Source organism: Actinomycetota bacterium, from assembly GCA_030684515.1.
Classification (GTDB): Bacteria; Actinomycetota; Actinomycetes; order S36-B12; family S36-B12; genus UBA11398.
Map to the genome: position 1 here is coordinate 24595 of JAUXVJ010000025.1, position 14196 is coordinate 38790.

Genomic DNA, 14196 nt, shown 5'->3' on the forward strand with positions numbered 1-14196 from the left:
TTCACGCGACGATGTCTTTGCGATCGAACACGAAGACTGCGACACCAACGCACAGCGCGAAGACCACTACCGAATACGAGGCCCCGCGAGCCAGGCTCGTCCAGTCGATATCCGATGAAAGCAGTCCGAGCCAGGCCTGCGAGTAGTGGGTGGGCAGCCACTCCCTGAGTGACCCCAACGCATCAATGGCGTTGAGCACATTGCTCACAATGACCACGACGACTGCCGCACCAACTGCGCCAAGCGGTGCGTCGGTGAGCACTGACATCAGGAACGCGACGCCGGCCGCGAAGAGCAATGAGACGAACACATACAGAGCAATTGCAGCGATCCGCATCAGCCCTCCGCCGAACGAAAAACTCAAACCCAACGGCGAGCCCAATGGTCCAGAACCGAAGGCGATGAGTCCGATGAGATAGGAAACAACAGGCAATATCGCAATAGCGCCGAGCGAGAGCACTAGCCCGACGATGAGCTTCTGCTTGAGTAAACGCCGTCGCGGAACCGGCGCTGCAAGGAGATATCTCAGGCTTGACCATGACGCTTCACTTGCCACGGTGTCACCGCAGAACAGAGCGACGATCACTAGCAGCAGGAAGCCCGCCGAGAAGAAGAGCATCGTCAGGGTGAAGTTCGCCGCTCCGGCTGTGGCAAGGCTGACGAGATCCACTGGCGCCCCGGGTCGAGTTGAGGCCCTTGCGTTGCCACCGAACTTCATCGCCAATGCCACCAGTATTGGCAGCGCAACTACAAGAGCGTAGGCAACCACCGTTCGCCTACGCCTGAGTTGACGAACGAACTCCACTCGCAATGGCAGCGTTATTCTCGGCACATACGTCACGTCGCTGTGCTGGGTTGTCATGGTTGTCCCACTGTCAGGTCGTCGCCGACGATTTCAAGGAACACGTCTTCAAGTCGGGTGCCAGCCGTATCGCCGAGCAATTCGGCAACACTTCCAGCGCCCAAGAGTCGACCTCGATGCATCACCACCACATCCGTACAGGTTTGCTCGACCTCGCTGAGCAGATGCGAGGAGATGATTACCGTTCGCCCGGATTCGGCATAACGGCGGAGCACATCACGCATGGCCTTGATCTGCGGTGGATCCAGCCCGTTGGTCGGCTCATCGAGTAACAGCAGGTCAGGACGGCCGAGCATTGCTTGGGCGATGCCCAGCCGCTGGCGCATGCCTTGGCTGTAGGTACGGACTCTCTTGTCAATCGCCGTTCCAAGATCGGCGATCTCCAGCACTTCGTGCAGACCTGGATCATCGGCACCACGTCCTGCGCTTCGCCAGTACAGATCAAGGTTCTGGCGACCGGTGAGATGTGGCAGGAAGCCCGGACCCTCAACCAGCGCACCGATGCGCGCCAGCACTGGCGCTCCGTGATACACCGGTGAACCAAACGCGTGAATCGCACCGCTGGTTGGAGTGATGAGGCCCATCACCATTCGCATCGTCGTTGTCTTGCCGGCGCCATTGGGTCCGAGCAGTCCCAGGATACTTCCTGCCGGAACGGTGAATGTCAGGTCATCGACGGCGAGATAGTCATCGTTGTAGCGCTTGGTGAGTGAGGTGATGACGAGCGGATGCGTGCTGACATGAGAATCATCTGCTGGGCGACGTGGTCGCAATCTGCCCAGCAGCAGCGCGATGGCCAACACGATCACTGCCGCACCCACCAGCCACCAATACGCCACCGGGCCGGTCGAAACGGGCTGGACATCAACCTGCGGGATGGTGAGAGGACCGCCAGCCAGAGCGATGTCGTACAGCCGAGGCTGCACTGGAAGTCGATACGCAAAGTCGGTGGTGGAGACAACTAAGCGCAAGCTGTCGCCCGCTTCAGCTGTGGCAACGATAGCTGGGAGTTCGACGGTGATGGTCTGAGGCGCAGTGCCCAGGGAGTTCAGCAGGATTGGCGAAACAAGTCCGCTCGGAAGTGACTGTCGTCCATTCGCACTGACGATCCGCAGCGACGCGAACAGCGCGACTTCGTCGCTGGCGCCTGCATCGACAGCGGCAACCTTGATGTTGACTGTGCTCGCACCGATCAGCGTGAGCGGGGCGCGAAGCGGCGCCGAGTCGAAGGAAGCCGCCTGGCCCGGGATTGAATTGGGCAGCACCGCGCTCACGCGACTGCCAATGCCGGGAACACTGGTGACGGCCGCCGGAACTCCACCAGCTGGTGCGCGAACACGCTGCTTGGAACCGGCCAGCGGGATTGACTGCTGACTGCTCCCATGAATGCCGGGGTAGGTCGGGGCTTGCAGGATCGTCGCGGCAGCGCGCGAACTCTGGACATCGATGCCACCGGAAGTGTCGGTGACCTCGAAATCAGTGGTGCTCCCCTGCTCTCCCATCAGGTAACTGCCGAACCAGCCGGCGGTCATCTCCTGTAATCGCTCAGACTCGTCCAGACCGCCATCGTGACCACCGCCGTGCCAGACCATCTTGACCGGAGTTTGGGGATGAGCCGCCAAGATCTGTTCGGCGTTCGCGTTTGCCTGCGCGATGGGGAAGAGTGAATCCGACTGACCAGCCCCGATGAGCGTTGGCACGGTGATGCGATTGGTGACGCTGGACGGAGACGAAGCAGCCATCAGCTCACGTGAGGCAGACGACACCACGCCGTCGGCGGCGGCTTCGTTGTAGGCACGGCACCACGGGGTTGTGAAGCGCCCGCATTCGGTCACTGATCCGTCTCGATTGACGACTCCCGAGCCGAAGAAGGAACCTGCCCACAGCGACTTGAAGACGCCCGGAGCCTGAGTTGCGACGTCTGCCGATTGGCCCAACAGCGAGGATTCAAGGTCATTCCAAGTGATGTCGGCAGCGATGGCATCGACCCTGGAGTCGTATCCAGCGGTGAGCAATGCGAGCGCACCCCCATAGGAGCCACCAGCAATACCGACTCTGGGATTGCCAACACTGTCTTGGGTGACATCGGACTGATCCGCCAGGAAATCAATCACCGCCCGCGCATCAGCCACCTCAAACTTCGGCGCGTTCATTGAGATCTTTCCGGTAGAGGCGCCAAATCCACGGGCCGAGTAGGTCAGCACCACAAAGCCTCGATCGCGGAAGCCCCGAGCGCGTTCGTCAAGATCAGCTTTGCTGCCACCGAAGCCATGCGCCAACACCAATGCCGGCGCCGGGCTGTTTGCCGGGCTATAGATCGTCGCGTCTAAAGAGACTGGTTCAGCATTGGTTGAACTTTGGGGACCTCCGGGGATGCGCAATTCTCGCGTGTCGTCGGCGCTGGAACATGCACCCAGCGTCAGCATCAGTGTCAATGCAACGGCACCTGTTTTGCGCCACGACTTGAAAAGCCGACAACTGGGCAGCGAGGCAAGTGCTACCTTCATAGGCACCGTTCCGCGGTGACCATGACAGTGCTCAGCATTTCGGTGACTCCAACACTCCTATGGCGCAAGCAGCGCAACCACTGATGTCTAAAGCACCCTGCCACATTTGAGACCCAAGCCCGAATCAGGGACCAGTGTCTTGGGCAAGCTAAGCACTCGATCAGGTTGCTGAGCTGGGCCCCGTGAGCTTGGCTTGCGCTATCGCCGCACGCTTCAGCGCGGCAGCAAGTCGCTTCTGCGCTTCGTCGTACGCAGTGAAGTCACCCTTAGCGAGCGCTGCAAGTCCGGAATCGTATGCCCTCTGCGCATCAGCCAAAGCCTCACTCAATTGTGACTCAGCTGTGCCATTGGCAGTTGCCGAGGGAGTGGGGCTTGGTTTCGTGGAGCCCTCAGAAGTGATGTCTCCCTTGCTCGGAATCGCATCGACACCGGAATCCGGTGAGATCGAGAAGACCTTGTTCAATGCTTCGACAAGAGTGTCTTCCAAGGCCACGTTCTGGCCATATCCAACGAGCACCTTCTGCAGCAGCGGGAAGCCATCAGACGCCGCGCGCAGATAGACCGGTTCGACGTAGAGCAGTCCGTCATTAAATGGCAGCGACAGCAGATTGCCGAGCTCAACTTCAGAACCGCCTCGGCGCAGTAGCGACAGCTGCGAGGAGACCTGCGGGTCTGACTCGAAGGTGTTCTGTACCTGCTGCGGTCCGGGAATTGTGGTGTTGCTCGGCAGTTGAAGCACACGAATTTTGCCGTAGTCCTTGAGCGGATCAGAACTGACGGCCATGAATCCGGCAAGAGTCTGCCGACGAGATGGCGCGAATGTGGTCGTCAACGAGAATGCTGGCGCCAACTGCCCTGGCATCTGCAATGTCAGGTAGTACGGAGGCTGGAACACCTGAGCGGGCGATATCGTCGGATCAAAGGGAACGATCCACACATCCGTGCCGTTGTAGAAGGTGACCGGATCAGTCACGTGGTAGCGACTCAAGATCGTACGCTGAACCTTGAACACATCCTGCGGATAACGCACGTGGGAAAGCACATCAGCAGACATTGCCGCACGAGGCTGGACGGTGTCTGGAAATACCTTCATCCACGTCTGCAGCACCGGATCGGATGCGTCCCACGCATACAGCGTGACCGTGCCGTCGTATGCATCGACCACAGCCTTGACGGAGTTGCGCATGTAGTTGATCTGATCGATCGGCGTGATGCCGTTGCCAATTGTTCGCGTGTTGAGGGAATCGCTTGTTGCATCCGAGAGCGAGACGCGACTTGAATATGGATAGTTGTTCGACGTGGTGTATCCGTCGACGACCCACTTGATGCCGCCATCAGCAACGATGGGATAAGGATCTTGATCAAGAGTCAACCATGGCGCAACCTTGCTGACACGTGTGAGCGGATCACGATCGTAAAGAATTCGCGACTCTGAATTCACGAGGTCAGACAGGATGATGTTGGAATCCTGAAACTTCGTTGCGAACAGCAGGCGATTGAAGAACGATCCCATCGCGATGCCACCGGTGCCTTTGTAGGTGTAGTTCTTCTGCCCTGTTGGGCTCGCGTCATCGGGATAGTCCAATTCGACCGGCGCTTTGCCTTCTGGTGCGCCGACAATGCTGTACGAAGGCGAGTTCTCGCCAAAGTAGACCCGCGGCTGCTCAGCCTGCAATGCCCCCGTCGGCGGGATATTGCTGGCGAAGAAGTCCGGTTGTCCGGTTGACTGGGCTGTGTTGTCGTAAGCCGCAACGAAGCCGTAGCCGTGGGTGTAGACGGTGCGGTCGTTGGTCCAGTTGCGCTGCCCCTCGGAGATACCATTCAGGTTGATCTCTCGCACAGCTACCACGGCTCCACGCTGCTTCTTGTCCAAGGAGTAGCGATCAATGTCGAGTGTGTCATTGAAGGAGTAATACCCCCTGACCTGTTGGAGCTGGTTGTACGTCGGCGAAACGATGGCGGGATCAAGTAGACGAATATTGCTCAGTGTTCCTTGGCTTGCAGCCAGGACTTTCGCTGAAGGGGGCGCGACAGTCCCCGGGTAATTCGTCACTTCCGCACTTGCGACGTTATAGGCGTTGCGAGTGGCCTCAATGTTGCGCGCGATGTATGGCTCTTCCTTGACGAGTTCACTTGGTCGTACCTGGAACTGCTGAACGAACAATGGGTAGAGCACACCAACGACGACGCCTGTCAGCACCATCAAGCCAAGCCCGATCAGCGGGACGACCCAAGCGCGACGGAAGGCATTGATCAAGAACAACAGGCCCACGATCAAGGAGACGAAGGTAAGAATGTTGAGCGAAGGAAGCACTGCGTGCACATCGGTGTACTTCAAGCCAGTGAACCCCACAACAAGTGACTGACTCTGGGTATCGAGCGCGAAACGATCAAACCAGTATGAGACGGCCTTCAAGAAGAGCACGAGTGCGATCAGGATGGAGATCTGTGTTTGTGCACCAGGAGTTGCACGATCGCCCTTGGGCTGCAGGCGCAAGCCTCCGTAGAGATACTGCACGACCACAGCGGCAATGATTGCTAGTGCCAGCACCGCGAATCCGAAGCCGAGCACGTACTGCACAAATGGCAGGGTGAAGGTGAAGAAGGACAAGTCCATGCCGAACTGCGGATCAGTGATGCCGAAGTCAGTTGAATTGCGAAATTGCAGGTAGGTGTCCCACTCAGACGAAGCAGCCAACCCAGCAAAGAGCCCCATGACGATTGCCAAGCCGATGGCAAGGCGACCTCGGTACGGATCAATGGCTTCGCGGTAGCGATCAAGACTTGCTTGCTCCGGAGTCATTGCTCGGAACTCGGGCCGCGACTTCCAGGACCACCACATCACAAGCAGCAGCGAGACTGTCATCAGTCCGCCGAAGACGACGAACAGCAGCACCTTGGTGATGAGTTGAACAGTGAAGACTGTTGCTTTGTCTACTGAATCAAACCACAGGAAATCCGTGTAGAAGCCGGTGAAGATGACGAATCCGACCACGATGACACCGAGGATGACGATGGTCGGGATGAGCACTCCACCGGGGCGTCGGCGCTCCTCGGTAGACGTACTGGAGCGATCACGGGCACCGGGAAAATTGAAGGACACGTGAAGAATCTATGTCAGGCACTCAGGGCTGCATAGGGCAGGCCGGAACGGACTTGCCCGCGGTCCAATTCTCAATGGCCGACACGGCTTCGGCCAAGGTCTTCACAGGGGTGACGGTGAGGCCTTCGGGGATATAACCGGCTGCTTCTTTGCAGTGCGCTGCTGGCATCACAAAGAGTTCCGCACCACTGGTCCTTGCTCCAGCAAGCTTCTGCCTGATGCCCCCAATAGGCCCGACGGCGCCTTCCGGCGTGATGGTGCCAGTGCCCGCGATGACGCGTCCCGCAGCAAGTTCGCCGGGGGTGAGCTTGTCGACAATGCCCACACTGAGCATCAGGCCAGCACTGGGGCCACCGACATTGCCAACATTGAAGGAGATGCTGAAATCGGGCTGGTAGATCACCCCCACGCCGATGCCGATGTACGGGATATTCGGATCAGTAGGGCTGGGCGCTGAGGCGACCTTGACCTCTTGCTCCTTGCCATCACGCTGGACCTTGAAGGTGAAAGTGGTGCCGACTGGCTGACTGCGCACGAGGGTGCTCACTGCGCCTGGATCAGTCACTGAAGTGCCATCTATCGCCAGGATGACATCGCCGGGCTCAAGTAATCCTGAGGCCGGCGCTCCCGCAGTCACCGAGGAGACGATCGCCTGTTCGGTCACCGGCTCGTTCAGATAACTCATCGCAGCAGCGGTGGCATTTGATTCCGAAGAGCTGAACAACGCCGCCTGCTCCGCGGAAACATCGTCCCCCGACACGTCATCGGGGTAGATCAGTTCACGCGGAATCACTGCATCTGAGGAGTTGAACCAAGAAGACAGCGCTCCCACAAAGGTCAGGCCGCCGCGCGGTCCGCCCGACTCAAGAACCGTGGTCATATCGAATTGACCAGATGTCGGGTAGGTGGTGGTGCCAGTGATCGCAATGGCCGGCTTGCCTTCGATATCGCCGATGACGTTGAAGGTCGGTCCGGGCGCCAAGCGAATGAAGGGCACGGGAAGCAGCAGCGCTACCAAGACCAGCAGGACAAGACTGGCCCCGCTCAACAGCAGCACTCGCGCGCGCTTGGACATAGGTAGCCGTGCAGATCCTTCGCTCACCTGCGCGTCTCATCGGCGTCCGGAAAATCCTGTTCGTCAAGAGGCAGTTCAGGTGGCATCGGGCGGTTCATCGCCTCTTGGAAGGCTCGCAGGGTCTGCATCCCCTCTTGGCCTTCCATCGGGCGCTCAGGGCGTCCGCGATACATGGCATAGCCCACAGCCAGGAAGGTGGCGCCCAGTGGGATGAGCCACCACATCAACGCCGACATGGATTCAGCCTACCTAAGGCGTCCGCGGGCCACTGTGGCCAAGACCCCCAAGGCCTCGCCGCGCGCAGTGAACCTTCCCCTTGCTCACTGCGGCTCGTTATCCCTGGGGGTCCTGTCGACGCGTAAACCTAGGTAGGCCCTACAAGGGGAGTCAATGAAAATGTCAAGGATTGCCGCCAGCCCTGTGGATAGCACTGGGGATGGCCTGTGCAAAGAGTGGGCAGAGGCTGTGGACGCAAGGTTGATATCACTGTGGACGCAACTGAGGATGACGCAGAAAAACCCGCGCTGAGCAGGCGAAAGCCGATCATCCAGATGTGGATGAAAGATTTATTGCTCCTCGCCCGCTTCCTGCGAGCGCTCAATGAAGCCAAGTGGGTCCTTCAAGTCCTCAGCATCAGGCAGTAGATCGGGGTGGCCCCACAGGGCGTCTCGAGCACTGGCATCACCTTGACTGCGGACCGCGGCGAACAAGCTTGCTGCCTCGCGCAGCGCCCGCGGCCGCAGTTCCAGACCCACCAGGGAACCGAAGGCCTTCTCAGCGGGGCCGCCGGCAGCTCGACGACGACGCATCGACTCCCGAAGGGCAACAGCCGCTGGTAGGCGATCCTTGGCGGCTTCAGTGACGACATCGTCTACCCAGCCCTCAACCAGTGCCAGCAGAGTTTCCAGGCGGGCCAAGGCTGCGCGTTGCTCCTCGGTGTCCTCTGGAGTCATCAGACCTGAAGTCATGAGTTCCTGCATTGCTTCGGGGTTGGCGAAGTCGACATCCTGGAGCATGTCCTGAAGGCGATCCTGATCCACATGGAGCCCGGCTACATAGGCTTCGAGAGCTCCGATGGCGCGGGCACGCAGCCATGGCACATGTGCGAACAGTCGCTGGTGCGCGCACTCGCGCAGGGCCAGATACAGCCGCACATCATCAGCTGCCACTTCAAGGCCCTCGCCGAACTGCGTGGCATTGCTTGGCACAAGCGCCACCACCGGGCTCTCGGTGAGCGGGATGCCTATGTCAGATGCGCTCACCACCTCGCGCGCAAGGCCGGCCAGTGAGTTGCCCAACTGGTTGCTGAAGGCCACTGAGCTCAACTGCTGCACCATGCCCAGCAAGGGACCGAGCATTGAGCTCAATTCCGCTGGAATATTTGCCGGAATCGCATTTTGCATCTGGGTAGCGATGGGCTCCACCACTCGGCGCCAGACCGGCATCGTGGATTCAAGCCACTGAGCCCGGCTCCAGGCTTGCGCTGCAACCGTGCATTCAGGGAAGGTGCACGCCTCATCGAGCCAATGATTGGCAAGTTGCACTGCCGCAGCGATCGAGCGCAGTTCAGCCTCGGCCACCACTGGGTCTCCAGTGGTCTGCAGGGCCTTGCGAGCAACGTCTTCAACGATGGTCCAGGCGACCGGGCCAGAGTCGGCGGGCGCACTGGAGAGCATCTGGCCGAACTGCTGAAAAGCAGCTCCAAGTGCCTGCATGTCAAAGGGCTGGCTGGGATCGCCAGTGCCAAAACCGAATGGGAGATCGCTGCTCATGGAGAAACGGTAACCCCAAAAGCAGAAGGCGGGACATCCGAGGATGTCCCGCCTTCGTAAGTTCGCTCAGGCCTTACCCAAGATTCGGGTGACCTTGGTTCCGCATGTGGGGCAGATGCCCTTGGCGAAGCGACGGCCATTGGTCTCTTCAACGTGACCGGTGAACTCGCGCTTTGCCTTGCACTTCACGCAGTACGCCTCGCCGGTGTAGCTCTCCTCGGCCATGTGGCCCTCCTGTGTTCTTGACCCACTCGGGGTGCTTGTGTCCGCTGGTGTACGGCTGTGGCCTCGCCACGTGCCCGCTGGGCAGGCAATGCCACCCTAGGGCACGGCAGCACTGCAGCCCGGTTGCCCTCCTCGTAGCCTCGGGTGTTTCCCCTAGATTTTCATCCTAAATACCAATAAATCGGACAGGAGGCCCTCCCTAGCGCATATCGGCTGTGGTTCTCACCTCGCCGTCCACAAGGCAGAGCACACAGGCTTCGAGAGTGACTGCGACCTGGATTTCAGACTCTTCGGCACGACCTCGATATCGGGCCGAGTGTCCGCTGCTGTGGCGAGCACCTGGCATCGCTCAATTGGGTGAAGGTCGGCTGCATCGCATCCTGGCTCTGGACCAGGCCAGCGCGAAGTGGCTCCTGGGACTCAATGGGCTTCGCACGATCGATCAGCTGATGGCTGACTTCGCCGATTGCGAACCCAAGGCGCAAGTCCATAGAACTCTCCTTTCAGCGGCGGCCCAGCTCGGTGCAATCGACGATGCCAGCGCGATGCCCGAGGCCTGGCGGCTGCTCACGACAACTGAGCGAGACTGCGCCGCCCCCGATCATGCGGCTGCGCTGCTCACTCTTGGCTCCAGCCGCCTTGCGGATCAGGCACTGACGCTTCGCCATCACACGAGTTACGCACTCGTCGGTGCCAGTCATGGCCAGGTACCCATCCCGCTGGCGGCCCAGCTCCGGGCGGCCATGGACTGCGCGGGCCTGACGTTTCGTTCCGACGTTCAGCACGCCGATCTTCTCGTCGTCGTGGGTTTGCATCCAGTCGTGGGAGCTGAAGTCGCAGCGATGGAGCGAACCCAACCCGCCGGGGCGCATCTGTTTGTGGCGGCCTACGGCGATCGGGCAGTGGCCGGTCCGCTGGTGCTTCCCGGGCAGACCAGTTGCCTGCGCTGCTCCTACCTGCACACGCGAGATGCCGACCCTCATTGGGCTGGAGTCTCGATGCAGTTGCACGCAGCCGTCAGCCGATTGCCTCAGCTTCCTATTGACCGTTTGCTGTCGCACATGGTCTCCTCGCAGGCCGCGCGACTCGCGCGCGCCTGGGTGGACAGCCCGGTGGTTGTGGGCAACTGGAGCAATCTGGCGTATGAGATTCGACTGCCTGACGGCATGGTCGATATTCAGGATCGACCACCGCATGCCCTCTGCGAGTGTCAATGGGTAATCGAGCCTGCGTTCGCCGGCTAGAGCCAACGGGGTGACAATGGGTCCATGCCAGAGATTCCCAAGGGTGCAATAAGGCGAAGCGCGAAGTTCGCGACCCTGCCTGCGGCCTTTGCCGGGCGAACCGCCCTTGGCTTCGGTAAGCGCGTGGGTGGCAAGAGCGCAGAGGCCGTGGCGGCCGACATTTCGCTGCGCACCGCGGAGCAGTTGTTCAAGGTGCTCGGCGAACTCAAGGGCGGGGCGATGAAGTTCGGCCAGGCCATGAGCATCTTCGAAGCAGCAATGCCCGAGGAGTTCGCTGCTCCCTATCGCGAGACGCTGACCAAATTGCAGGACTCAGCACCGCCCATGGATGCCTCACGCATTCACGAGATCCTGGAAGCCGAACTCGGCGATGACTGGCGCTCCCGCTTCCACCACTTTGACGATGCTCCAGCCGCAGCGGCATCCATCGGCCAGGTGCACAAGGCAACTTGGCATGACGGACGGGTGGTTGCCGTCAAGGTGCAGTACCCAGGGGCCGACAAAGCGCTCACAGCCGACCTCAATCAGATCGGCCGTTTGGGCAAGATGATGTCGGCCGCTATCCCAGGCATGGACATCAAGCCGCTGATCGAAGAACTCAAGGCCCGCATGATCGAGGAGTTGGACTACCTCAAGGAAGCCGACAACCAGCGCGAGTTCGCTAACGCCTACGAAGGCGACCCTGAGGTCGTCGTGCCACACGTGGTCGTCAGCAGCCCGCATGTGCTCGTCAGTGAATGGGTCGATGGCATCCCGTTGTCGGCCGTCATCTCCAATGGCACCCAAGCCGAACGCGATTTCGCCGGCACTCAATACATCCGCTTCCTGCTGTCCGGGCCAGCACGCGTTGGGCTGCTTCATGCCGATCCGCATCCCGGCAACTACCGCATCACTCCAGAGGGCCTGTTCTGCGCCTTGGACTTTGGAGCAGTGGCTCGCTTGCCGCAGGGCCTGCCGATGGCATTGGGCACCTTGCTGCGCGTGGCAGACATGGGTGACGCGACAACGGTCATGCAGGGCCTTCGCGATGAAGGCTTCATCAAGGCGAACACCAATCTTGATCCAGAACAACTGCTGAGTTATCTGGATCCCTTTGTCGAGCCAAGCAGGCATGAAGAATTCACCTTCAGCCGTGAATGGATGCGCGGGCAGTTCAATCGCATCAACGACTTCCGCGATCCGGATTTCACCATTGGCCTGAAGATCAATCTGCCGCCTGAATATGCCCTGATCCACCGTGTTTGGCTTGGAGGCATCGGCGTGCTGTGCCAATTGGGTGCAACCGTGCCAATGCGCGATGAGTTGGAGAAGTGGGTTCCGGGCTATCTGCCTGACTAGATGCGCACGAGATCAAGCAGCGCTTCACCAAATTCGGCCAACTTGGCCGGACCGATGCCTGGAATTGACGCCAGTTCATCAAGGGTCTGCGGCTGTTGTTCAGCGATGGCCATCAGCGTTGCGTCGGTGCACACCACATAGGCCGGCACCTCGCGCTCGCGTGATAGTTGAAGGCGCCATTGACGCAGCGCCTCAAAGGTCTGCTCATCGTGATCGACCGGACATGCATGGCAATGACCCAAAGTTCGTTCGGGTGCAGTGACCAAGGCCTTGTTGCAATTGCGACAGCGCGCAGGACCCTTACGTACTCGCTCTGCGCGCTGTTTGCCTGAACCCAATTGAACTCGGCCGCGTGAGTTGGACTGCGCGCCAGAGTTCGCGCCAATGGCGTCAAGGAATCGGCTCGGCTTACGACTGGAGCGGCCGCCAGGCTGCCGAGAACGCGACCAAGAGCAGGAGAGCGCATCCCTGGCACGTGTGACACCGACGTAGAACAGTCGGCGCTCCTCTTCTACCGCCAGATCAGTCTCGGCATACTGCAAGGGCAGCAGCCCCTCGGAGCAGCCCACGATGAAGACCGTGTCCCACTCCAGACCTTTTGCCGAATGCAGGGAAGCAAGGGTGACGGCATCGGCAACTGGTGCGTGCTGAGCATCTGCGCGCCGATCGAGTTCAGCAATGAATGCCGGCAATTGAATCTCAGAGTGCTCATCGGCCAGACCGATAAGCGCGGTGAGCGACTCCCATCGCTCGCGCACAGCACCCCCAGCGCGCGGTGGTTCAGTAGTCCAGCCAGCAGCACTCAGCACGGCACGTACTTCGTCACCCAAGAGACCCGAGTGCTCACCTCCACGTGCCGCGCCGCGCAGGCGGGTGACAGCCTCTCGCACCTCGGCCCGATCAAAGAAGCGCTCAACTCCACGCATCATGATCGGCACGGAACGCTCTGTCAGCGCTGATTCAAGTTCAGCCGACTGCGCGTTGACACGGAACAAGATAGCGATGTCCTTTGCAGACACACCCTTGGCGATGAGCTCAGCGATCTGGATGGCCACCGCTGTTGCTTCTTCGACATCGTCGTCATAGATCTGGACCGAGGGCTTGCGGACGTCATCTGTGCGAACCGCGCGCAGTTGCAGGCTCGCCGGTGTTGCCGCTTGCGCGATGACCGAGTTAGCGGCCGCCACAATCGAAGGGGTGCTGCGGTAGCAGTTCACCAGTTCAATCTGCGATGCATCGGCGAACTCCTTGCGGAAGTTCAACAGATACTCCGGTGAGGCTCCAGTGAAGGAGTAGATCGTCTGACTGACATCACCAACAACACAGACGTCTTGCCGCTCACCCCTCCACAGCCCAAGAAGTCGGTGCTGCACGGGGTTGATGTCCTGATACTCATCAACGGTGAACCAGCGATAGTTCTGGTGGACTTCATCAAGAATGTCGGGTCGCGAACGCAAAGCGCCGACCGTCACCAGCAGCACATCCTCAAAATCCAGATGGCCTCGTCTTGCCTTCAAGTCGTCGTAGGCCGAATACGCGCGACCGACGTCAGCAACATCGATGCTCCACTCACGCGCCTTGGCTCGCTCATCACGGACAAGATCAGAGGGACTGAGTTCGTGCACCTTGGCCCACTCAATGTCTGACGCGAGATCGCGCACGACGGCTTGATCTGTGGGCAGTCCGCACGAGGCGGCGGCCTCAGCCACGAAGCGCGCCTTGCTCGCCAGCAGCTGAGGAAACTCCTGTCCCGAGATGCGCGGCCAGAAATAGCGCAGTTGTCGCAGCGCGGCCGAGTGAAAAGTACGAATGCCTACGCCTTCAACTCCGAGCCCGTGCAGCCGGGATCGCATCTCACCGGCAGCCCGCGTGGTGAAGGTGACAGCCAGGGTGCGTCGCGGCTCGTGCGCGCCGGTGGCCGTGGCATAGGCAATGCGGTGGGTGATGGCCCTGGTCTTGCCAGTGCCGGCACCAGCAAGCACAACGAGCGGTCCGCCGATACTGGTGGCCACGGCTCTTTGCTCCTCGTCGAGGGAGGCCAGAATCGACTCGGGAGTCACCTGTCGGACG

The 14196-nt window shown here is 60.1% G+C and carries 10 protein-coding genes; 2 read left to right on the top strand and 8 right to left on the bottom strand.

From position 1 onward, the window contains the following. Position 1 precedes the first annotated feature (1 nt). The 7 genes from Q8M73_11255 to Q8M73_11285 form a co-directional block, all read right to left on the bottom strand. Positions 2-862 carry an ABC transporter permease subunit gene (locus tag Q8M73_11255; GenBank protein ID MDP2289125.1) on the bottom strand — a complete coding sequence of 287 codons (861 nt, stop codon included), beginning with the start codon at positions 860-862 and terminating at the stop codon, positions 2-4. Next, the gene (locus Q8M73_11260; GenBank protein MDP2289126.1) at positions 859-3369 is read right to left on the bottom strand and encodes an alpha/beta fold hydrolase; all 2511 of its coding nucleotides are present in this window, start codon (positions 3367-3369) and stop codon (positions 859-861) included. The genes Q8M73_11255 and Q8M73_11260 overlap by 4 nt, the downstream gene beginning before the upstream one ends. Positions 3370-3529: 160 nt before the next feature. Continuing rightward, positions 3530-6472 carry a UPF0182 family protein gene (locus Q8M73_11265; protein ID MDP2289127.1) on the bottom strand — a complete coding sequence of 981 codons (2943 nt, stop codon included), beginning with the start codon at positions 6470-6472 and terminating at the stop codon, positions 3530-3532. A gap of 22 nt (positions 6473-6494) precedes the next feature. Beyond that, positions 6495-7547, bottom strand: a complete 1053-nt coding sequence (locus Q8M73_11270; GenBank protein MDP2289128.1) for a PDZ domain-containing protein — start codon at positions 7545-7547, stop codon at positions 6495-6497. Positions 7548-7570: 23 nt separating this feature from the next. Beyond that, positions 7571-7783, bottom strand: a complete 213-nt coding sequence (locus Q8M73_11275) for a hypothetical protein (protein ID MDP2289129.1) — start codon at positions 7781-7783, stop codon at positions 7571-7573. Between the two features lie 330 nt (positions 7784-8113). Further along, the gene (locus tag Q8M73_11280) at positions 8114-9319 is read right to left on the bottom strand and encodes a zinc-dependent metalloprotease (GenBank protein ID MDP2289130.1); all 1206 of its coding nucleotides are present in this window, start codon (positions 9317-9319) and stop codon (positions 8114-8116) included. A 66-nt stretch (positions 9320-9385) separates the two neighbouring features. Continuing rightward, the gene (locus Q8M73_11285; protein MDP2289131.1) at positions 9386-9544 is read right to left on the bottom strand and encodes a DUF5679 domain-containing protein; all 159 of its coding nucleotides are present in this window, start codon (positions 9542-9544) and stop codon (positions 9386-9388) included. Positions 9545-9807: 263 nt separating this feature from the next. Between Q8M73_11285 and Q8M73_11290 the strand changes: the two genes are divergently transcribed. Beyond that, positions 9808-10788, top strand: coding sequence for a hypothetical protein (locus Q8M73_11290; GenBank protein MDP2289132.1), 981 nt, complete (start codon positions 9808-9810; stop codon positions 10786-10788). 24 nt (positions 10789-10812) lie between these two features. Further along, the gene (locus Q8M73_11295) at positions 10813-12126 is read left to right on the top strand and encodes an AarF/ABC1/UbiB kinase family protein (GenBank protein MDP2289133.1); all 1314 of its coding nucleotides are present in this window, start codon (positions 10813-10815) and stop codon (positions 12124-12126) included. Here Q8M73_11295 and Q8M73_11300 read toward each other — a convergent pair. After that, the gene (locus Q8M73_11300; GenBank protein MDP2289134.1) at positions 12123-14186 is read right to left on the bottom strand and encodes an ATP-dependent DNA helicase UvrD2; all 2064 of its coding nucleotides are present in this window, start codon (positions 14184-14186) and stop codon (positions 12123-12125) included. The genes Q8M73_11295 and Q8M73_11300 overlap by 4 nt on opposite strands. Positions 14187-14196: the final 10 nt, after the last annotated feature.

Excerpts from the sequence above, each read along its gene's own strand:
- Q8M73_11280 (MDP2289130.1), bottom strand. The coding sequence starts at position 9,319 with ATGAGCAGCGATCTCCCATTCGGTTTTGGCACTGGCGATCCCAGCCAG.
- Q8M73_11285 (MDP2289131.1), bottom strand. The coding sequence starts at position 9,544 with ATGGCCGAGGAGAGCTACACCGGCGAGGCGTACTGCGTGAAGTGCAAG.
- Q8M73_11270 (MDP2289128.1), bottom strand. The coding sequence starts at position 7,547 with ATGTCCAAGCGCGCGCGAGTGCTGCTGTTGAGCGGGGCCAGTCTTGTC.
- Q8M73_11260 (MDP2289126.1), bottom strand. The coding sequence starts at position 3,369 with ATGAAGGTAGCACTTGCCTCGCTGCCCAGTTGTCGGCTTTTCAAGTCG.
- Q8M73_11275 (MDP2289129.1), bottom strand. The coding sequence starts at position 7,783 with ATGTCGGCGTTGATGTGGTGGCTCATCCCACTGGGCGCCACCTTCCTG.
- Q8M73_11255 (MDP2289125.1), bottom strand. The coding sequence starts at position 862 with ATGACAACCCAGCACAGCGACGTGACGTATGTGCCGAGAATAACGCTG.
- Q8M73_11295 (MDP2289133.1), top strand. The coding sequence starts at position 10,813 with ATGCCAGAGATTCCCAAGGGTGCAATAAGGCGAAGCGCGAAGTTCGCG.